Raw genomic sequence first — 16,997 nt, 5'->3', positions numbered from 1 at the left:
CCTAAATCTGTACAAAACCTGGGACTTACAGGTCGTCTGCCAAACTAGCCGGTGGCCAATTTTCCAGACGCATACCTAGCGACAGTCCGCGAGATGCCAATACGTCCTTGATCTCGGTAAGAGATTTCTTACCCAAATTAGGTGTCTTGAGCAACTCAACTTCAGTGCGTTGTACCAGATCTCCGATGTAATGAATCGCTTCGGCTTTCAAACAGTTAGCCGAACGTACAGTTAGCTCTAAATCGTCGACAGGACGCAACAGAATCGGATCGAACTCCGGTTTCTCTTCTTTCTGCTCTGGCTCGGTCACATCACGCAATTCCACGAAGGCATCCAGCTGTTCAGCCAGGATAGTCGCAGAACGACGGATAGCTTCTTCAGGATCGATAGTACCGTTAGTGGTCATATCGATGATCAGCTTGTCCAAGTCAGTACGCTGTTCTACACGAGCGGCTTCTACATTGTAGGCAATGCGAGCAACTGGTGAGAATGAAGCATCAACCAACAGACGTCCGATTGGGCGATCATCGTCTTCGGTTTGTGCACGGGCAGAAGCCGGTACATAACCACGACCACGCTCAACGCGGATACGCATGCTGATGTCATTGTTACCGGTCAAGTGACAGATAACATGATCCGGATTCACGATTGTGACATCGCCGTCGTGGGTGATGTCGGCTGCGGTAACAGGGCCTGCGCCTGACTTGCTCAAAGTGAGCATAGCCTCGTCTTTACCCTCGATAATGACGGCCAAACCTTTCAGGTTTAACAGTATTTCAAGGATATCCTCTTGTACGCCTTCCTTACTGCTGTATTCATGCAGTACGCCGTCGATCTCGACTTCGGTAACCGCGCAGCCGGGCATAGACGACAATAGGATGCGACGCAACGCGTTACCCAAAGTATGTCCGAAACCACGCTCGAGTGGCTCCAGAGTCACCTTGGCACGAGTTGGGTTAACCTGCTCGATATCAACGAGACGCGGTTTAAGAAATTCTGTAACAGAACCCTGCATTGTGTCCTCTCTTGTTTGTTAGCCTTACTTAGAGTAAAGCTCGACGATCAGCTGTTCGTTAATTTCCGCAGACAAATCGCTACGTTCTGGCAGACGCTTGAAAGCACCTTCCATTTTTGCGCTGTCGACTTCAACCCATGTAGGCTTCTCGCGTTGAGCAGCCACTTCCAGAGCAGCCTTGATACGGGCTTGCTTCTGTGACTTCTCGCGAACGCTTACAACATCATTCGCAGACACTTTGAATGACGGAATGTTAACAACACGACCGTTTACCATAATTGACTTATGGCTAACCAGCTGACGTGCTTCTGCACGAGTCGCACCGAAGCCCATACGATAAACTACGTTATCCAGACGGGTTTCCAAAAGTTGCAGCAGGTTTTCACCTGTGTTGCCTTTCAGACGTGCAGCCTCTTTGTAGTAGTTACGGAACTGCTTTTCCAGCACACCGTAAATACGACGAACTTTTTGTTTCTCGCGTAACTGCAAGCCATAATCAGACAGACGTGGCTTACGAGCGCCATGCTGTCCAGGTGCTGCTTCCAGCTTACACTTCGAATCGATTGCTCTCACACCGCTTTTCAGGAAAAGGTCAGTACCTTCCCGGCGGCTGAGCTTGAGCTTGGGACCCAAGTATCTTGCCATGATCTTTCTCCAACTATCCTAACGAAACTGCCAATTACACGCGGCGTTTTTTAGGAGGACGACAACCGTTATGAGGGATCGGCGTCACATCAGTGATGTTGGTAATTTTGTAACCAACAGCGTTCAGCGCACGAATGGCTGATTCACGACCTGGACCTGGACCCTTCACGAAAACTTCAAGGTTTTTAACACCATAATCCTGAGCAGCAGTACCTGCGCGCTCAGCTGCCACCTGCGCAGCAAATGGAGTAGATTTACGTGAACCACGGAAACCTGAACCACCTGCAGTCGCCCATGACAGAGCGTTACCTTGACGATCTGTGATAGTAACAATTGTATTGTTGAAAGACGCATGGATATGAGCCATGCCATCAGCAACCTGTTTACGTACGCGCTTACGCGGAGAACGTGACGGAACTTTAGCCATTGTCTACCTTCCCGTTACTTCTTGATTGGTTTACGTGGACCTTTGCGAGTACGCGCATTGGTCTTAGTACGTTGCCCACGGAGAGGCAGGCTACGGCGATGGCGGAGGCCACGATAACAACCAAGGTCCATAAGACGCTTGATGTTCATTGAAACCTCACGGCGTAAGTCACCTTCTACTGAGTATTTGGCAACTTCTTCGCGTAGAGTATCGATTTGAGCTTCGCTCAATTCCTTGATCTTAGCGTCTTCGGCAATGGCTGTAGCCGCGCAAATTGCTTTAGCGCGAGTACGACCGATACCGTAGATAGCAGTCAAAGCGATGACTGCATGCTTTTGATCAGGAATGTTAATGCCAGCGATACGGGCCACTATGCACTCCTTAAGTTAAAGGCCATCTGTGAAAAGCCCGAAAGGATACTCGACAGATGACTAGTTTGCAAACAATATTTTTGGCCAGCTCAGTTAAGAGCTGGCCAAGATTTTTTAGCCTTGACGCTGTTTGTGTTTTGGTTCAACACAGATAACGCGTACAACGCCACTACGCTTGACGATCTTGCAGTTACGGCAGATCTTCTTCACGGAAGCTCGAACTTTCATTTCATCACTCCGTAAAGCTATCTTATCGACCAAAGCGATCGAGATTCGCTTTGTTCACCAGATTAGCTTTCTTCATCACAGACTCATACTGATGAGACATCATATGGGTCTGAACCTGAGCCATGAAGTCCATGATCACAACTACCATAATCAGTAGTGAAGTACCGCCAAAATAGAACTGTACTTTCCATGCGATTAACATGAACTCCGGAATTAAACAGATAAAGGTAATATATAACGCGCCTGCCAGAGTCAAACGGGTCATCACTTTATCAATGTAACGCGAAGTCTGTTCGCCGGGACGGATCCCGGGAATGAACGCACCACTCTTCTTCAGGTTATCTGCTGTCTCGCGAGGGTTAAATACCAACGCAGTATAGAAGAAACAGAAGAAAATAATTGCTGCTGCATACAACAGAGAGTACAGCGGCTGTCCAGGAGAAACTGCGAGGGAAACCTCAGTCAGCCATTCCATAGACGGATTCTGACCAAACCACTGAGCCAGTGTGCCTGGGAACAGAATAATGCTGGACGCAAAGATTGGCGGAATTACGCCGGCCATATTAACCTTTAGCGGCAAGTGGGTTGATTGCGCAGCAAACACCTTACGGCCCTGCTGACGCTTGGCATAGTTAACGACTATACGACGCTGACCACGCTCCACAAATACCACGAAATAGGTTACGGCAAACACAATCACCGCAATCAACAACAATACCAATACGTTCAAGTCGCCTTGACGCGCTTGCTCGGCCGTTTGACCGATAGCAGAAGGCAGACCGGCTACGATACCTGCAAAAATCAGGATCGAGATACCGTTACCTATACCGCGCTCGGTAATTTGCTCGCCAAGCCACATCAGGAACATAGTTCCTGTGACTAAGCTGACGACTGCAACAAAATAGAATCCGAAACCGGGATCGACCACCAGGCCGGTCACCAGATTTGGTAACCCTGTTGCAATACCGATCGACTGGAATGTACCCAGCACCAGCGTACCCCATCTTGTGTACTGACTGATTTTTTTACGTCCTGACTCACCTTCCTTCTTCAGTTCGGCGAGTGCAGGATGCACAACAGTCAGCAACTGCATGATGATCGAGGCCGAAATGTACGGCATGATCCCCAATGCAAAAATAGAGGCGCGCTCAAGGGCGCCACCCGAAAACATGTTGAACATGCCCAGGATGGTTCCCTTTTGCTGAGCAAACAGCTCTGCTAATACAGCAGCGTCAATACCAGGAATTGGCACAAATGAACCGGCACGAAACACGATAATTGCGCCAATCACGAACAGGAGGCGAGCTTTCAATTCGGAAAGTCCACCTTTCGCGCTTTTTAAATCAAGTCCTGGTTTTGCCATCGACGTATTATTCCTCGATCTTACCGCCGGCAGCTTCGATAGCTGCACGTGCACCTTTGGTTACCTTCAGACCTTTTACAGTCACTGGGCGCTCAATGGTACCTGAAAGAACGATTTTCGCAAACTGGATGTTGCGAGTTATTACGTTCGCATCTTTCAGTGCGTTCAGGTCGATAACGTCACCATTAACTTTTGCCAGTTCGCTCAAGCGAACTTCAGCAGTTACCATAGCGATACGCGAGGTAAAGCCGAACTTAGGCAGACGGATCTTAAGTGGCATTTGACCACCCTCGAAGCCAGGGCGTACACCGCCACCGCTACGAGATTTTTGACCCTTGTGACCGCGACCAGCGGTCTTACCCAAGCCAGAACCAATACCACGGCCTACACGCTTAGGTGCAGACTTAGCGCCTGCAGCTGGAGATAAAGTATTCAGACGCATTGATTAGTCCTCCACCTTTACCATGTAGTAGACCTTATTGATCATACCGCGAACAGCAGGAGTATCTTCCAGCTCTACGGTGTGACCAATACGACGCAGACCAAGACCAGTCAGAGTGGCCTTGTGCTTAGGCAGACGGCCGATAGCACTTTTGGTCTGAGTTACTTTGATAGTTTTAGTAGCCATGGTGCATTACCCCCGAATTTCGTCAACATTCAGGCCACGCTTGGCTGCAATCTGCGCTGGTGACTTCATGTGTACCAGAGCGTCAACAGTTGCACGAACGATGTTGATCGGGTTAGTAGAACCGTATGCTTTCGACAGAACGTTGTGAACGCCCGCTACTTCCAATACGGCACGCATTGCGCCACCGGCGATAATACCGGTACCCACTGAAGCAGGTTGCATGTAAACGCGTGAACCAGAGTGACGACCCTTCACCGGATGGTGCAGAGTGCCTTCGTTCAGGTTTACAGTAACCATGTTGCGACGGGCTTTTTCCATTGCTTTTTGAATAGCAGCTGGAACTTCACGCGCTTTACCATAGCCGTAGCCGATCTTACCGTTACCATCACCCACTACAGTCAGAGCGGTGAAGCTAAAGATACGACCACCTTTAACTACTTTAGAAACACGATTAACTGCAATCAGCTTTTCTTGCAGATCGTCTTTTTGCTGAGCTTCTAATTTAGCCATTGTTTTACCCCTTAGAACTGGAGGCCAGCTTCACGAGCGGCTTCTGCCAGAGCAGCAACACGACCGTGATACTTGAACCCAGAACGATCGAAAGCAACAACAGTTACGCCTTTTTCGATCGCGCGCTCAGCAATAGCTTTACCTACTGCTTTGGCCGCATCTACGTTACCGGTGTACTTCAGTTGTTCCTTTACTGCTTTCTCAGCAGTAGAGGCAACAGCCAACACCTGAGCTTCAGGGTTGATTACCTGAGCGTAAATGTGACGCGGTGTACGATGTACAACCAGACGGTTGACGCCCAGCTCTTGGATCTTCTTGCGAGCGCGAGTCGCGCGGCGCAAGCGAGATGTTTTCTTATCCATATCGCGTTACCTACTTCTTCTTAGCCTCTTTACGGCGTACTTGTTCGTCATCATAGCGAACACCCTTGCCCTTATAAGGCTCTGGTGGACGATAGCCACGAATTTCAGCCGCAACCTGACCAACCAGCTCTTTATCGATACTTTTCAGTACGATGTCTGTTTGGCTTGGGCATTCAGCTGTAACGCCTTCTGGCAATTGATGAACCAGAGGGTGAGAGAAACCCAAGGTCAGGTCCAGAGCGCTGCCGCTAACTTTGGCACGGTAACCCACACCAACCAGCTTCAGCTTCTTTTCGAAACCCTGAGAAACACCAACAACCATGTTGTTGATCAGTGCGCGAGCAGTACCGGCCTGTGCCCAAGCGTTAACAACGCCTTCAACAGGAGAGAACTTGATTTCTGCACCTTCAACAACAACGTTAACTGCGCTGTTGATTACTCGAGTCAGACTACCTTTACCGCCTTTAACGGTAATAGTTTGGTCGTTTAAAGTCACCTCTACGCCGGCTGGAATAGATACTGGTGCTTTTGCTACACGAGACATTCCTAGCTCCTTACGCTACGTAGCAGATAACCTCACCACCCATGCCTGCAAGGCGGGCGGCACGATCAGTCATCAGGCCTTTAGAAGTGGACACAATTGCGACACCCAGTCCGCCCATAACCTTTGGCAGTTCGTCTTTACCTTTGTAAATACGAAGACCAGGACGGCTTACGCGCTGGATAGTCTCAACAACAGGTTGGCCCTGGAAATACTTCAGAGTGATTTCCAGTTCAGGCTTAGCGCCTTCTTCTGCTACGGCGTAGTCAGTGATGTAACCTTCATCTTTCAGCAGCTTTGCGATAGCAACTTTCAGTTTGGCAGAAGGCATCTTCACAGATACTTTGTTAGCAGCTTGGCCGTTACGAATACGGGTTAACATATCCGCAATAGGATCTTGCATGCTCATATTAGCTTACTCCGTGACAAGTGCTTACCAGCTGGCCTTACGCAGACCAGGAACTTCACCACGCATGGTTGCTTCACGCAGTTTGATACGGCTCAGGCCGAATTTGCGCAGGAAACCATGAGGGCGGCCAGTTTGATTACAGCGATTGCGTTGACGCGATGCGCTTGAATCACGTGGTAGAGCTTGCAGCTTAAGAACCGCATCCCAACGAGCTTCGTCAGAAGACTCAGGGCTGCTGATGATAGCCTTAAGAGCTGCACGCTTTTCAGCATACTTGGCCACGAGCTTTGCACGTTTTGCTTCACGTGCCTTCATTGACAGTTTTGCCATTTCGCTACCCCTTATTTCTTGAATGGGAAGTTGAAAGCATCAAGCAAAGCGCGACCTTCTTCGTCAGTATTCGCGGAGGTAGTGATAACAATATCCATACCACGAATCTTATCGACTTTATCGTAGTCGATTTCTGGGAAGATGATCTGCTCGCGCACGCCCATCGCGTAGTTACCACGGCCATCGAACGACTTAGCGCTCAGACCACGGAAGTCACGGATACGAGGGATTGCGATGTCAACCAAACGCTCAAAGAATTCCCACATACGCTCACCGCGCAGGGTTACTTTACAGCCAATAGGGTAGCCTTCACGGATTTTAAAACCAGCAACTGACTTACGAGCTACAGTCACAACTGGTTTTTGACCAGCAATAGCAGTCATATCACGGACAGCATTTTCCATGATTTTCTTGTCAGCTACGGCTTCGCCAACACCCATATTCAGGGTGATTTTCTCAATCCGAGGGACTTGCATGACACTGGTATAACCGAACTTTTTAGTCAGTTCAGCAACAACAGTCTCTTTGTATCTATCATGCAGTTTCGCCATCGTTTACTCCAGTTACTTAACGAGTTCACTGTTCGATTTGAAGAAACGGACTTTCTTACCGTCTTCGAATCGGAAACCAACACGATCCGCCTTGCCAGTGACAGGGTTAAAGATCGCAACATTAGATGCTTGAATCGGTGCTTCTTTCTCAACGATACCACCAGTCACACCCAGTTGTGGGTTAGGCTTCTGGTGCTTCTTAACGAGATTGATGCCTTCAACAATTAACTTACCGGTAGTAAGTACACGAGTAACCTTACCGCGCTTACCCTTATCCTTACCGGCCAGTACAATTACTTCGTCTTCACGACGGATTTTTGCTGCCATTTTGAAGCTCCTTACAGTACTTCTGGTGCCAGCGACACAATTTTCATGAATTGCTCAGTACGCAGTTCACGTGTCACAGGTCCAAAGATACGAGTACCAATCGGGGCAAGGTTTGCGTTAAGCAATACCGCTGCATTCCGATCGAAGCGAATGACAGAACCGTCTGGACGACGTACGCCTTTCTTAGTACGGACTACCACCGCGTTATACACATCACCTTTCTTCGCTTTAGCGCGAGGAATGGCTTCTTTAACAGAAACCTTGATGATGTCGCCGATACCGGCATAACGACGATGAGAGCCACCCAAGACCTTAATACACTGAACTCTGCGCGCGCCGCTGTTACATGCGACATCGAGAGTCGATTGCATTTGGATCATTTTAAGTGCTCCGCTATCGTTACTACACAATCCCCACCATGGGGCTAAATAAACACCACTTTTGCCGTTCAAATCGGTCAAAAATGGCGCGCAAGTATAACACCATAAATAGAGAATGGATAGTATTAAAAAACAAACGGCCCCGAAAAGGAGCCGTTTACCAGTTTACCTAATATAAATTAGGCCTTGCTTACTACTTCAACCAGAGTCCAAGACTTAGTCTTAGACAGAGGGCGACATTCGCGAATAGACACGAAATCACCTTCTTTACACTGGTTTTGTTCGTCATGTGCATGGATCTTAGTAGTACGTTTGATGTACTTACCGTAGATTGGGTGCTTAACTTGACGCTCAACAGCTACAGTGATGGACTTGTCCATCTTGTCGCTGATGACTTTACCCTGCAAAGTACGGATTTTCTCAGACATTATGCACCTGCCTTAGAAGTAATAATGGTCTTAACGCGCGCAATGTTACGGCGCACTTGCTTCAGCTGGTGAGTTTGTGCCAGCTGACCAGTGGCGTGTTGCATACGCAGGTTAAACTGCTCACGCAGCAGACCAAGCAGTTCAGCGTTCAATTCCTCAACGCTCTTTTCTCTCAGTTCGCTCGCTTTCATTACATCACCGTCTTAGTTACGAAGGTAGTCTTGATAGGCAGTTTAGCAGCGGCCAGTGCGAAAGCTTCGCGGGCCAGCTCTTCTGAAACGCCATTCATTTCATAGAGTACCTTACCTGGTTGAATCTGACATACCCAGTATTCAACGTTACCTTTACCTTTACCCATACGCACTTCAAGAGGCTTAGAGGTAATTGGCTTGTCAGGGAAAACCCGGATCCAGATTTGACCTTGACGCTTAACGTGACGTGTCATTGCACGACGGGCAGATTCGATCTGACGTGCAGTCAAACGGCCGCGGCCAACTGCTTTCAGACCAAATGTACCGAAGCTAACTTCAGTACCGTTCGCCAGACCGCGGTTGCGGCCTTTGAACATTTTGCGAAACTTCATACGTTTAGGTTGCAGCATTGCCGGCTCTCCTATTTACCACGAGGCTTGCGCTTAGGTTGCTGCTTCGGCTCTTCGATCTGAGGCATGATACCGTCCAGAACTTCACCTTTGAAGACCCAAACTTTAATGCCGATCACACCGTATTGAGTGTGACTTTCAGAGGTTGAATAGTCGATGTCAGCACGCAGTGTATGCAGAGGCACACGGCCTTCGCGATACCACTCGGTGCGCGCAATCTCAGCGCCGCCTAAACGGCCACTAACTTCAACTTTGATACCTTTAGCGCCCAGACGCATAGCGTTTTGTACCGCACGCTTCATAGCGCGACGGAACATAACACGACGTTCCAGCTGTTGAGCGATAGAATCAGCTACCAGCTTGGCGTCCAGCTCAGGCTTACGGATCTCAGCGATGTTAATTTGCGCAGGAGTGCCAGTAATTTTGGCAACTTCAGCACGCAGAACTTCAACGTCTTCACCCTTCTTACCGATCACAACACCTGGACGGGCAGTGTGAATGGTAACGCGGATGCTTTTCGCTGGGCGTTCGATAACGATCTTAGATACTGATGCGGCTTTCAGTTTCTCTTCGAGAAACTTACGCACTTCCCAGTCGCCGTGCAGATTAGCAGCGTAGTCTGCTTTATCAGCGTACCAGGTAGAGATCCAAGGCTTAGTGATACCCAGACGGATACCATTAGGATGTACTTTCTGTCCCATTGCTCTCTCCTAGCGATCTGATACAACCACAGTAATGTGGCTGGTACGCTTCATGATACGGTCGGCGCGGCCTTTAGCACGTGGCATGATGCGCTTCATAGTTGGACCTTCATCAACGAAGACTTTTCCAACTTTCAGTTCATCAATGTCAGCACCTTCGTTATGCTCAGCATTGGCAATGGCTGAATCCAGTACTTTTTTGACCAGTACGGCGGCTTTCTTGGGGCTGAAGGTCAGGATCTCGAGGGCCTTAGAAACAGGCAGACCGCGGATCTGATCAGCTACCAGACGAGCCTTTTGAGGCGACGTACGGGCAAAACGATGTTTAGCTAAAACTTCCATCTTACTCCTCCCGTATTAGCGCTTCTTCGCTTTCTTATCAGCAGCATGGCCGCGATAAGTGCGAGTTGGTGAGAATTCACCAAGTTTGTGGCCGATCATTTCGTCAGTTACGAACACAGGAACGTGCTGACGACCATTATGGACAGCGATGGTCAAACCAATCATGTTTGGAATGATCATTGAGCGACGTGACCAAGTCTTAATAGGCTTTTTGTCACCTGCTTCCACCGCTTTCTCTACCTTCTTCAGCAAGTGCAGGTCAATGAATGGACCTTTCTTGAGAGAACGTGGCATGGCGAATCCTCTTACTATTTATTACGACGACGTACGATGTACTTGTCAGTGCGCTTGTTACTACGGGTCTTGTAACCCTTAGTTGGCACACCCCATGGAGTCACTGGGTGACGACCACCAGAAGTACGGCCTTCACCACCACCATGTGGGTGGTCTACTGGGTTCATTGCAACACCACGAACTGTTGGGCGTACGCCTCTCCAGCGCTTGGCACCAGCTTTACCCAGCTGACGCAGCATATGCTCGGCGTTACCAACTTCACCCAGAGTCGCGCGGCAATCAACTGGCACTTTGCGCATTTCGCCAGAGCGAAGACGCAGAGTGGCATAAGCGCCATCACGAGCTACAACTTGTACATAAGCACCGGCGGAACGTGCAATCTGAGCACCTTTACCAGGCTTCATTTCAACAGCGTGAACTACGCTACCAACTGGGATGTTACGCAGTGGCAGGGCGTTACCTGTCTTGATTTCAGCTTCTACGCCAGAAACGATCTTGTCACCAGCCTGCATGCCTTTGGCAGCCAGGATGTAGCGACGTTCACCGTCTGCGTACAGTACCAGCGCGATGTGCGCAGTACGGTTTGGATCGTATTCCAGACGCTCAATCTTCGCTGGGATACCATCTTTATCACGTTTGAAGTCAATCAGACGGTAGTGTTGCTTATGACCACCACCAACGTGACGAACAGTGATACGACCAGTGTTGTTACGGCCGCCACTCTTAGATTTTTTCGCCAACAGGCCAGCAAAAGGTTTACCCTTGTGCAGGTCAGTGTTCACCACTTTAACGACGTGGCGACGACCTGGAGAGGTTGGCTTACACTTAATAACTGCCATGAGTAATCTCCTTACGCTTCAGCGCCGACGAAATCGATGTCAGCACCCTCAGCCAGAGTAACATAGGCTTTTTTCCAATCGCTGCGACGACCAACACGGGCACCGTGACGCTTGGTTTTGCCTTTGTTCACCAGAGTGCGAACTGAATCAACTTCAACTTCAAACAGTTTTTCAACTGCAGCTTTGATCTCAGCTTTAGTGGCGTCGATAGCTACACGGAAAACTACAGTGTTGTTCTTCTCAGCAACCACAGTGCTCTTTTCAGAGATGTGTGGCGCCAGAATAACTTTCAGTAAACGTTCTTCGCGGATCATGCCAGCATCTCCTCGATTTGCTTAACAGCATCAGCAGTTACCAGCACTTTGTCGAACGCGATCAGGCTTACTGGGTCGATACCAGCAACATCACGAACATCAACCTTGTACAGGTTGCGAGCTGCCAAGAACAGGTTCTCGTCAACTTCGGAAGTCACAATCAATACGTCTTCCAGACCCATGTCTTTCAGCTTGGCCTTCAGCTCTTTAGTTTTAGGAGCTTCAACAGCAAACTTTTCAACAACGATCAGACGTTCTTGACGTACCAGCTCGGACAGGATGCTCTTCAGAGCGCCGCGGTACATTTTCTTGTTGACTTTCTGGCTGTGATCCTGGGTTTTAGCAGCGAAAGTTACGCCACCGCCACGCCAGATTGGGCCCTTGATACCACCCGCACGAGCGCGGCCAGTACCTTTTTGACGCCATGGCTTCTTGCCAGAGCCAGTCACTTCAGCGCGAGTTTTCTGAGCACGAGTGCCCTGACGCGCGTTTGCAGCGTAAGCTACAACTACCTGATGAACCAGTGCTTCATTAAAGTCACGGCCGAAGGTAGTTTCGGAAACTTCAAGAGCGCTTTGCGCGTCTTTCAATACCAATTCCATTACTATCTCCTCAGACCTTAGGCTTTAACGGCAGGCTTGATGATCAGGTCGCCATTGGTAGCGCCTGGAACAGCACCTTTAACCAGTAGCAGGTTACGCTCAGCATCTACACGTACTACGTCCAGATTTTGAGTGGTAACACGCTCAGCACCCATGTGGCCTGACATTTTTTTGCCTTTGAATACGCGACCTGGCGTCTGGTTCTGACCGATAGAACCGTTAGCTCGGTGCGCCAATGAGTTACCGTGAGTCATATCTTGAGTACGGAAGTTCCAACGCTTAACGCCGCCTTGGAAACCTTTACCTTTTGATTGACCGGTAACATCTACTTTCGCTACGTCAGCGAAGATATCTACGTTCAGCTCAGCACCAACTTCAATGCCTTCGCCTTCACCGTCTGCCAGACGCATTTCCCACAAACCACGGCCGGCTTCAACGCCCGCTTTGGCAAAGTGACCTGCTTCTGGTTTAGTGATGCGGTTGGCTTTTTTGGCACCAGTTGTAACTTGAAGTGCACGATAGCCGTCGTTTTCCAGAGTTTTCACCTGAGTAACGCGGTTTGCATTTACTTCAATTACAGTAACAGGGATAGACACGCCATCTTCGGTGAAGATGCGGGTCATACCCACTTTACGACCAATAAGACCGATAGCCATCTCTCAAACCTCTTCTAAGGATCTCAATTAACCCAAGCTAATCTGTACGTCGACACCAGCCGCAAGATCCAGACGCATCAACGCGTCGACTGTCTTCTCAGTTGGCTCTACGATGTCAACCAAACGCTTGTGAGTACGGATTTCGTATTGGTCACGAGCATCTTTATTAACGTGCGGAGAGATCAAAACGGTATAACGCTCTTTGCGCGTAGGCAGTGGGATAGGACCACGTACCTGGGCGCCAGTACGCTTAGCAGTTTCAACGATTTCCGCAGTAGACTGATCAATCAAACGATGATCAAATCCTTTCAAGCGGATACGGATTCTTTGGTTCTGCATTGACCAGAGCTCCTAAAATGGACACATAAAAAATCACCCTCTAGCCATTTCCTTTCTTGGAAAGACAGAGCGAGATGATTTAACCGTTCGACTCCCAATCGGAGTCGCTGTATTTGTGTTTAGCCCCTAGGGCTAAATCAACTATATCGCTTACTCAAGTTAAGCGAGGAGGCCATTATACTCATCCAGTGAAGGATTACAAGTCTGCTGTCGGAATTATCAACAGCCATAATGCCATCAAAAAGTGGCGCAGATTATACTGGCTTTAAATTAGATTGCCAACCGTTTTTAAATGGCTGGCAAAGGTCAAATAAAAAGGCGACCCTAAGGTCGCCTTTTTACATTAGCTCAGATCTGCAATTAAGCGATGATCTTGGCTACAACACCAGCACCAACTGTGCGGCCACCTTCACGGATAGCGAAGCGCAAGCCTTCGTCCATCGCGATTGGGCAGATCAGGGTAACAACCATCTTGATGTTGTCACCTGGCATTACCATCTCTACGCCTTCTGGCAGTTCGATAGTACCGGTCACGTCAGTTGTACGGAAGTAGAACTGTGGACGGTAGCCTTTGAAGAATGGAGTGTGACGTCCACCTTCTTCTTTAGACAGTACGTAAACTTCTGATTCGAACTTGGTGTGTGGAGTGATGGTACCTGGCTTAGCCAGTACTTGACCACGCTCTACTTCATCACGCTTGGTACCACGCAGCAGGATACCACAGTTCTCACCGGCACGACCTTCGTCCAGCAGCTTGCGGAACATTTCTACACCGGTACAAGTAGTCTTGGTAGTATCTTTGATACCTACGATTTCTACTTCATCACCAACTTTGATGATACCGCGCTCTACACGACCTGTTACTACAGTACCGCGACCAGAGATTGAGAATACGTCTTCGATTGGCAGCAGGAATGGCTTATCGATATCACGCTCTGGCTCAGGGATATAGGTATCCAGTGCTTCGGCCAGTTCAATGATCTTCGCTTCCCACTCTGGCTCACCTTCCAGTGCTTTCAGAGCTGAACCCTGAATTACTGGCAGGTCATCACCTGGGAAATCGTACTCAGACAGCAGTTCACGAACTTCCATCTCTACCAATTCCAGCAGCTCTTCATCGTCTACCATGTCACACTTGTTCATGAATACGATGATGAAAGGTACACCTACCTGACGAGACAGCAGGATGTGCTCACGAGTCTGTGGCATTGGACCGTCAGTAGAAGCTACTACCAGGATTGCGCCGTCCATCTGGGCAGCACCGGTGATCATGTTTTTAACATAGTCAGCGTGACCTGGGCAGTCTACGTGGGCGTAATGACGAGTTGGAGTGTCATACTCGATGTGAGAGGTATTGATGGTAATACCGCGCTCACGCTCTTCTGGAGCGTTATCGATCGCTGCGAAGTCACGAGCCTCACCACCGTAAGTCTTAGACAGTACAGTTGAGATAGCAGCAGTCAGAGTGGTTTTACCATGGTCAACGTGACCAATGGTGCCCACGTTAACGTGGGGCTTGGAACGTTCAAATTTAGCTTTAGACACGATATATTCCTTTCTTTTCAGAAGAGTCCGGCGCTGCCGGACACCATCAATCAAAATAACAGTTAATGCCGTTACCTAAATCAGGTACGAGCTTCGATAACTGCTTTAGCAACGTTTTGCGGCGCTTCAGAGTACTTCAAAAACTCCATGGAGTATGAAGCCCGACCCTGAGTCGCTGAGCGCAAATCTGTTGCATAACCAAACATTTCAGCCAAAGGTACCACAGCTCGAATGATCTTGATACCGGCGACGCCGTCATCCATACCTTCGATAAGACCACGACGACGGTTCAGATCACCTACTACGTCACCCATGTAGTCTTCTGGGGTTGTCACTTCAACCTTCATGCAAGGCTCGAGCAACACAGGGTTAGCTTGCAGCGCCCCCTTCTTGAAGCCCATAGAACCTGCAACTTTGAACGCCATTTCGTTCGAGTCCACATCATGATATGAACCGTCGAACAGAGTGACCTTCACGTCCAATACAGGGAAGCCGGCGACAACACCGTTCTTCATCTGTTCTTGGATACCTTTGTCAACCGCAGGGATGTATTCCCTAGGAACTACACCACCAACGATTTCGTTGACAAACTCATAACCGGCACCCTCTTCACGAGGCTCCAGTTTCAGCCAGACATGACCGAATTGACCACGACCACCAGACTGACGCACGAACTTACCTTCCACTTCCACAGCACTGCGGATAGTTTCACGATAAGCCACCTGAGGTTTACCAACGTTACATTCAACGCTGAACTCACGGCGCATACGGTCGATGATAATGTCCAAGTGTAGCTCACCCATACCTGAAATCAGAGTCTGACCCGACTCCTCATCAGTCTCAACCCGGAAAGAAGGATCTTCCATTGCCAGCTTCTGCAGCGCAATGCCCATCTTTTCCTGGTCGGCTTTGGAACGAGGTTCCACAGCAATGGTAATTACTGGCTCGGGGAATTCCATCCGCTCCAGAATTACCTTATGGTCTGGGTCACACAGGGTGTCACCGGTTGTCACATCTTTCAGGCCGATAGCAGCAGCTATATCACCTGCGCGCACTTCTTTCAGTTCTTTACGGTCGTTGGCGTGCATCTGCACGATACGACCGATACGCTCACGCTTCTCTTTTACAGAGTTGTAAACGGCTGAACCCGACTCCAGGACACCTGAGTAAACCCGGATAAAGGTCAAAGTACCCACAAATGGGTCTGTTGCGATTTTGAATGCCAACGCAGAGAAAGGTGCATTGTCATCAGAAACACGCTCAACTTCCTGTTCTCTGTCATCGATGCCCTTAATCGCAGGAACATCAACAGGAGCAGGAAGGTATTCAACAACGGCATCGAGAACTGCCTGTACGCCTTTATTTTTAAAGGCACTACCACAGGTAGCCAGCACAATTTCGTTGTTGATAGTACGTTGACGAAGCGCTTTTTTGATCTCTTCTTCTGTGAGCTCACCTTCTTCAAGGTATTTGTCCATCAGCTCATCAGAAGCCTCTGCGGCACTCTCTACCAGGTATTCGCGCATTTCGGTTGCCTTGGCAAGCAAATGCTCTGGGATCTCTTCGTGAGTGAAAGTCAGGCCCTGGTCTTCTTCATTCCAGTTGATGGCTTTCATCTTGATGAGATCGATAACCCCGCTAAAGTTTTCTTCTGTACCAATATTCAATTGAATAGGTACACAAGTTGCACCGAGACGGTTACGGATCTGTCCTACTACGCGATCAAAGTCGGCACCGGCACGGTCCATCTTATTGACGAACACCAGACGGGGGACATGATACTTGTCGGCCTGACGCCATACGGTCTCAGACTGAGGTTCCACACCAGAAGAACCACAAAAGACCACTACAGCACCGTCAAGTACGCGCAGAGAACGCTCTACCTCAATAGTAAAATCGACGTGACCTGGGGTATCGATGATATTGATACGATGCTCAGTAAACTGGGCATCCATACCGCGCCAGAACGTGGTAACAGCCGCAGAGGTAATAGTAATACCCCGCTCCTGCTCCTGAACCATCCAGTCAGTGGTAGACGCACCGTCATGGGTTTCACCCATCTTGTGGTTTACCCCTGTATAGAACAGGACTCGCTCTGTGGTAGTAGTTTTACCTGCGTCAACGTGAGCACAAATACCTATGTTGCGATAACGCTCAATTGGAGTTGTACGAGCCACGATTATACCCTCTTGACTAAGATAAAAATCTTAGCAATGTCAGAGAAAGCGCGGGCAAGCCCGCGCCCGATA

General features: G+C 49.1%; 29 protein-coding genes. All 29 read right to left on the bottom strand.

Going from position 1 to position 16,997, the window contains the following annotated elements; translation table 11 throughout:
* Window positions 1-25: 25 nt before the first annotated feature.
* Window positions 26-1,015 carry a DNA-directed RNA polymerase subunit alpha gene (locus K5621_RS01155; RefSeq protein WP_025011980.1) on the bottom strand — a complete coding sequence of 330 codons (990 nt, stop codon included), beginning with the start codon at window positions 1,013-1,015 and terminating at the stop codon, window positions 26-28.
* 24 nt (window positions 1,016-1,039) lie between these two features.
* The gene (rpsD, locus tag K5621_RS01150; RefSeq protein WP_100141796.1) at window positions 1,040-1,660 is read right to left on the bottom strand and encodes a 30S ribosomal protein S4; all 621 of its coding nucleotides are present in this window, start codon (window positions 1,658-1,660) and stop codon (window positions 1,040-1,042) included.
* 34 nt (window positions 1,661-1,694) lie between these two features.
* A complete protein-coding gene (gene rpsK, locus K5621_RS01145; protein ID WP_025011978.1) occupies window positions 1,695-2,087 on the bottom strand; it encodes a 30S ribosomal protein S11 in 393 nt (130 codons plus the stop codon).
* A gap of 14 nt (window positions 2,088-2,101) precedes the next feature.
* Entirely contained in the window at window positions 2,102-2,458 is a 357-nt protein-coding gene (gene rpsM / locus K5621_RS01140; protein ID WP_100141797.1) for a 30S ribosomal protein S13, read from the bottom strand.
* A gap of 114 nt (window positions 2,459-2,572) precedes the next feature.
* Complete coding sequence (rpmJ, locus tag K5621_RS01135) at window positions 2,573-2,686, bottom strand: 50S ribosomal protein L36 (protein WP_006083579.1); 114 nt, start codon at window positions 2,684-2,686, stop codon at window positions 2,573-2,575.
* A 22-nt stretch (window positions 2,687-2,708) separates the two neighbouring features.
* A complete protein-coding gene (secY, locus tag K5621_RS01130) occupies window positions 2,709-4,049 on the bottom strand; it encodes a preprotein translocase subunit SecY (protein WP_039036046.1) in 1,341 nt (446 codons plus the stop codon).
* Between the two features lie 7 nt (window positions 4,050-4,056).
* Window positions 4,057-4,491 (bottom strand): 50S ribosomal protein L15, encoded by a 435-nt coding sequence (gene rplO, locus K5621_RS01125; protein ID WP_039036045.1) that lies wholly within the window; start codon window positions 4,489-4,491, stop codon window positions 4,057-4,059.
* Window positions 4,492-4,494: 3 nt separating this feature from the next.
* On the bottom strand, window positions 4,495-4,677 hold the full coding sequence (gene rpmD / locus K5621_RS01120) for a 50S ribosomal protein L30 (RefSeq protein ID WP_025011974.1): 183 nt from the start codon (window positions 4,675-4,677) through the stop codon (window positions 4,495-4,497).
* Between the two features lie 6 nt (window positions 4,678-4,683).
* Window positions 4,684-5,187, bottom strand: coding sequence for a 30S ribosomal protein S5 (rpsE, locus tag K5621_RS01115; RefSeq protein WP_100141798.1), 504 nt, complete (start codon window positions 5,185-5,187; stop codon window positions 4,684-4,686).
* An 11-nt stretch (window positions 5,188-5,198) separates the two neighbouring features.
* Window positions 5,199-5,549: a 50S ribosomal protein L18 gene (rplR, locus tag K5621_RS01110; RefSeq protein ID WP_025889969.1), complete on the bottom strand. Its 351-nt coding sequence runs from the start codon at window positions 5,547-5,549 to the stop codon at window positions 5,199-5,201.
* A gap of 10 nt (window positions 5,550-5,559) precedes the next feature.
* Window positions 5,560-6,093 (bottom strand): 50S ribosomal protein L6, encoded by a 534-nt coding sequence (gene rplF / locus K5621_RS01105; RefSeq protein ID WP_039036044.1) that lies wholly within the window; start codon window positions 6,091-6,093, stop codon window positions 5,560-5,562.
* A 10-nt stretch (window positions 6,094-6,103) separates the two neighbouring features.
* Entirely contained in the window at window positions 6,104-6,499 is a 396-nt protein-coding gene (gene rpsH / locus K5621_RS01100) for a 30S ribosomal protein S8 (protein WP_025011970.1), read from the bottom strand.
* A 24-nt stretch (window positions 6,500-6,523) separates the two neighbouring features.
* A complete protein-coding gene (gene rpsN, locus K5621_RS01095) occupies window positions 6,524-6,829 on the bottom strand; it encodes a 30S ribosomal protein S14 (protein WP_025011969.1) in 306 nt (101 codons plus the stop codon).
* A gap of 11 nt (window positions 6,830-6,840) precedes the next feature.
* Window positions 6,841-7,380, bottom strand: a complete 540-nt coding sequence (gene rplE, locus K5621_RS01090; RefSeq protein ID WP_025011968.1) for a 50S ribosomal protein L5 — start codon at window positions 7,378-7,380, stop codon at window positions 6,841-6,843.
* Window positions 7,381-7,392: 12 nt separating this feature from the next.
* A complete protein-coding gene (gene rplX, locus K5621_RS01085; protein WP_025011967.1) occupies window positions 7,393-7,707 on the bottom strand; it encodes a 50S ribosomal protein L24 in 315 nt (104 codons plus the stop codon).
* Between the two features lie 11 nt (window positions 7,708-7,718).
* Window positions 7,719-8,087 (bottom strand): 50S ribosomal protein L14, encoded by a 369-nt coding sequence (gene rplN / locus K5621_RS01080; protein WP_011494644.1) that lies wholly within the window; start codon window positions 8,085-8,087, stop codon window positions 7,719-7,721.
* A 179-nt stretch (window positions 8,088-8,266) separates the two neighbouring features.
* Window positions 8,267-8,515 carry a 30S ribosomal protein S17 gene (rpsQ, locus tag K5621_RS01075; RefSeq protein WP_025011966.1) on the bottom strand — a complete coding sequence of 83 codons (249 nt, stop codon included), beginning with the start codon at window positions 8,513-8,515 and terminating at the stop codon, window positions 8,267-8,269.
* Window positions 8,515-8,706, bottom strand: a complete 192-nt coding sequence (gene rpmC / locus K5621_RS01070) for a 50S ribosomal protein L29 (RefSeq protein ID WP_011758342.1) — start codon at window positions 8,704-8,706, stop codon at window positions 8,515-8,517. The genes rpsQ and rpmC overlap by 1 nt, the downstream gene beginning before the upstream one ends.
* Entirely contained in the window at window positions 8,706-9,116 is a 411-nt protein-coding gene (gene rplP / locus K5621_RS01065) for a 50S ribosomal protein L16 (protein WP_100141799.1), read from the bottom strand. The genes rpmC and rplP overlap by 1 nt, the downstream gene beginning before the upstream one ends.
* A gap of 11 nt (window positions 9,117-9,127) precedes the next feature.
* Entirely contained in the window at window positions 9,128-9,817 is a 690-nt protein-coding gene (gene rpsC / locus K5621_RS01060; RefSeq protein ID WP_025011964.1) for a 30S ribosomal protein S3, read from the bottom strand.
* Window positions 9,818-9,826: 9 nt separating this feature from the next.
* Window positions 9,827-10,159: a 50S ribosomal protein L22 gene (gene rplV, locus K5621_RS01055; RefSeq protein ID WP_039036040.1), complete on the bottom strand. Its 333-nt coding sequence runs from the start codon at window positions 10,157-10,159 to the stop codon at window positions 9,827-9,829.
* A gap of 15 nt (window positions 10,160-10,174) precedes the next feature.
* Window positions 10,175-10,453, bottom strand: a complete 279-nt coding sequence (gene rpsS / locus K5621_RS01050) for a 30S ribosomal protein S19 (protein WP_025011962.1) — start codon at window positions 10,451-10,453, stop codon at window positions 10,175-10,177.
* Between the two features lie 14 nt (window positions 10,454-10,467).
* Window positions 10,468-11,292, bottom strand: a complete 825-nt coding sequence (gene rplB, locus K5621_RS01045; RefSeq protein WP_025011961.1) for a 50S ribosomal protein L2 — start codon at window positions 11,290-11,292, stop codon at window positions 10,468-10,470.
* 11 nt (window positions 11,293-11,303) lie between these two features.
* Window positions 11,304-11,606 (bottom strand): 50S ribosomal protein L23, encoded by a 303-nt coding sequence (gene rplW / locus K5621_RS01040; RefSeq protein WP_039036038.1) that lies wholly within the window; start codon window positions 11,604-11,606, stop codon window positions 11,304-11,306.
* The gene (gene rplD, locus K5621_RS01035; protein WP_100141800.1) at window positions 11,603-12,208 is read right to left on the bottom strand and encodes a 50S ribosomal protein L4; all 606 of its coding nucleotides are present in this window, start codon (window positions 12,206-12,208) and stop codon (window positions 11,603-11,605) included. The genes rplW and rplD overlap by 4 nt, the downstream gene beginning before the upstream one ends.
* A gap of 17 nt (window positions 12,209-12,225) precedes the next feature.
* The gene (gene rplC / locus K5621_RS01030) at window positions 12,226-12,864 is read right to left on the bottom strand and encodes a 50S ribosomal protein L3 (RefSeq protein WP_100141801.1); all 639 of its coding nucleotides are present in this window, start codon (window positions 12,862-12,864) and stop codon (window positions 12,226-12,228) included.
* A 27-nt stretch (window positions 12,865-12,891) separates the two neighbouring features.
* Window positions 12,892-13,203 (bottom strand): 30S ribosomal protein S10, encoded by a 312-nt coding sequence (rpsJ, locus tag K5621_RS01025; RefSeq protein WP_011635639.1) that lies wholly within the window; start codon window positions 13,201-13,203, stop codon window positions 12,892-12,894.
* A 360-nt stretch (window positions 13,204-13,563) separates the two neighbouring features.
* A complete protein-coding gene (gene tuf / locus K5621_RS01020; protein WP_221050213.1) occupies window positions 13,564-14,748 on the bottom strand; it encodes an elongation factor Tu in 1,185 nt (394 codons plus the stop codon).
* 80 nt (window positions 14,749-14,828) lie between these two features.
* On the bottom strand, window positions 14,829-16,925 hold the full coding sequence (gene fusA, locus K5621_RS01015; RefSeq protein WP_025012040.1) for an elongation factor G: 2,097 nt from the start codon (window positions 16,923-16,925) through the stop codon (window positions 14,829-14,831).
* Window positions 16,926-16,997: the final 72 nt, after the last annotated feature.

It is taken from the genome of Shewanella carassii (genome assembly GCF_019670705.1).
Lineage (GTDB): Bacteria > Pseudomonadota > Gammaproteobacteria > Enterobacterales > Shewanellaceae > Shewanella > Shewanella carassii.
The sequence above is the reverse complement of the archived record's forward strand: the minus strand, read 5'-3'. Positions and strand labels throughout refer to the sequence as shown.

Excerpts from the sequence above, each read along its gene's own strand:
- K5621_RS01155 (WP_025011980.1), bottom strand. The coding sequence starts at position 1,015 with ATGCAGGGTTCTGTTACAGAATTTCTTAAACCGCGTCTCGTTGATATC.
- rpsD (WP_100141796.1), bottom strand. The coding sequence starts at position 1,660 with ATGGCAAGATACTTGGGTCCCAAGCTCAAGCTCAGCCGCCGGGAAGGT.
- rpsK (WP_025011978.1), bottom strand. The coding sequence starts at position 2,087 with ATGGCTAAAGTTCCGTCACGTTCTCCGCGTAAGCGCGTACGTAAACAG.
- rpmJ (WP_006083579.1), bottom strand. The coding sequence starts at position 2,686 with ATGAAAGTTCGAGCTTCCGTGAAGAAGATCTGCCGTAACTGCAAGATC.
- secY (WP_039036046.1), bottom strand. The coding sequence starts at position 4,049 with ATGGCAAAACCAGGACTTGATTTAAAAAGCGCGAAAGGTGGACTTTCC.
- rplO (WP_039036045.1), bottom strand. The coding sequence starts at position 4,491 with ATGCGTCTGAATACTTTATCTCCAGCTGCAGGCGCTAAGTCTGCACCT.
- rpmD (WP_025011974.1), bottom strand. The coding sequence starts at position 4,677 with ATGGCTACTAAAACTATCAAAGTAACTCAGACCAAAAGTGCTATCGGC.
- rpsE (WP_100141798.1), bottom strand. The coding sequence starts at position 5,187 with ATGGCTAAATTAGAAGCTCAGCAAAAAGACGATCTGCAAGAAAAGCTG.
- rplR (WP_025889969.1), bottom strand. The coding sequence starts at position 5,549 with ATGGATAAGAAAACATCTCGCTTGCGCCGCGCGACTCGCGCTCGCAAG.
- rplF (WP_039036044.1), bottom strand. The coding sequence starts at position 6,093 with ATGTCTCGTGTAGCAAAAGCACCAGTATCTATTCCAGCCGGCGTAGAG.
- rpsH (WP_025011970.1), bottom strand. The coding sequence starts at position 6,499 with ATGAGCATGCAAGATCCTATTGCGGATATGTTAACCCGTATTCGTAAC.
- rpsN (WP_025011969.1), bottom strand. The coding sequence starts at position 6,829 with ATGGCAAAACTGTCAATGAAGGCACGTGAAGCAAAACGTGCAAAGCTC.
- rplE (WP_025011968.1), bottom strand. The coding sequence starts at position 7,380 with ATGGCGAAACTGCATGATAGATACAAAGAGACTGTTGTTGCTGAACTG.
- rplX (WP_025011967.1), bottom strand. The coding sequence starts at position 7,707 with ATGGCAGCAAAAATCCGTCGTGAAGACGAAGTAATTGTACTGGCCGGT.
- rplN (WP_011494644.1), bottom strand. The coding sequence starts at position 8,087 with ATGATCCAAATGCAATCGACTCTCGATGTCGCATGTAACAGCGGCGCG.
- rpsQ (WP_025011966.1), bottom strand. The coding sequence starts at position 8,515 with ATGTCTGAGAAAATCCGTACTTTGCAGGGTAAAGTCATCAGCGACAAG.
- rpmC (WP_011758342.1), bottom strand. The coding sequence starts at position 8,706 with ATGAAAGCGAGCGAACTGAGAGAAAAGAGCGTTGAGGAATTGAACGCT.
- rplP (WP_100141799.1), bottom strand. The coding sequence starts at position 9,116 with ATGCTGCAACCTAAACGTATGAAGTTTCGCAAAATGTTCAAAGGCCGC.
- rpsC (WP_025011964.1), bottom strand. The coding sequence starts at position 9,817 with ATGGGACAGAAAGTACATCCTAATGGTATCCGTCTGGGTATCACTAAG.
- rplV (WP_039036040.1), bottom strand. The coding sequence starts at position 10,159 with ATGGAAGTTTTAGCTAAACATCGTTTTGCCCGTACGTCGCCTCAAAAG.
- rpsS (WP_025011962.1), bottom strand. The coding sequence starts at position 10,453 with ATGCCACGTTCTCTCAAGAAAGGTCCATTCATTGACCTGCACTTGCTG.
- rplB (WP_025011961.1), bottom strand. The coding sequence starts at position 11,292 with ATGGCAGTTATTAAGTGTAAGCCAACCTCTCCAGGTCGTCGCCACGTC.
- rplW (WP_039036038.1), bottom strand. The coding sequence starts at position 11,606 with ATGATCCGCGAAGAACGTTTACTGAAAGTTATTCTGGCGCCACACATC.
- rplD (WP_100141800.1), bottom strand. The coding sequence starts at position 12,208 with ATGGAATTGGTATTGAAAGACGCGCAAAGCGCTCTTGAAGTTTCCGAA.
- rplC (WP_100141801.1), bottom strand. The coding sequence starts at position 12,864 with ATGGCTATCGGTCTTATTGGTCGTAAAGTGGGTATGACCCGCATCTTC.
- rpsJ (WP_011635639.1), bottom strand. The coding sequence starts at position 13,203 with ATGCAGAACCAAAGAATCCGTATCCGCTTGAAAGGATTTGATCATCGT.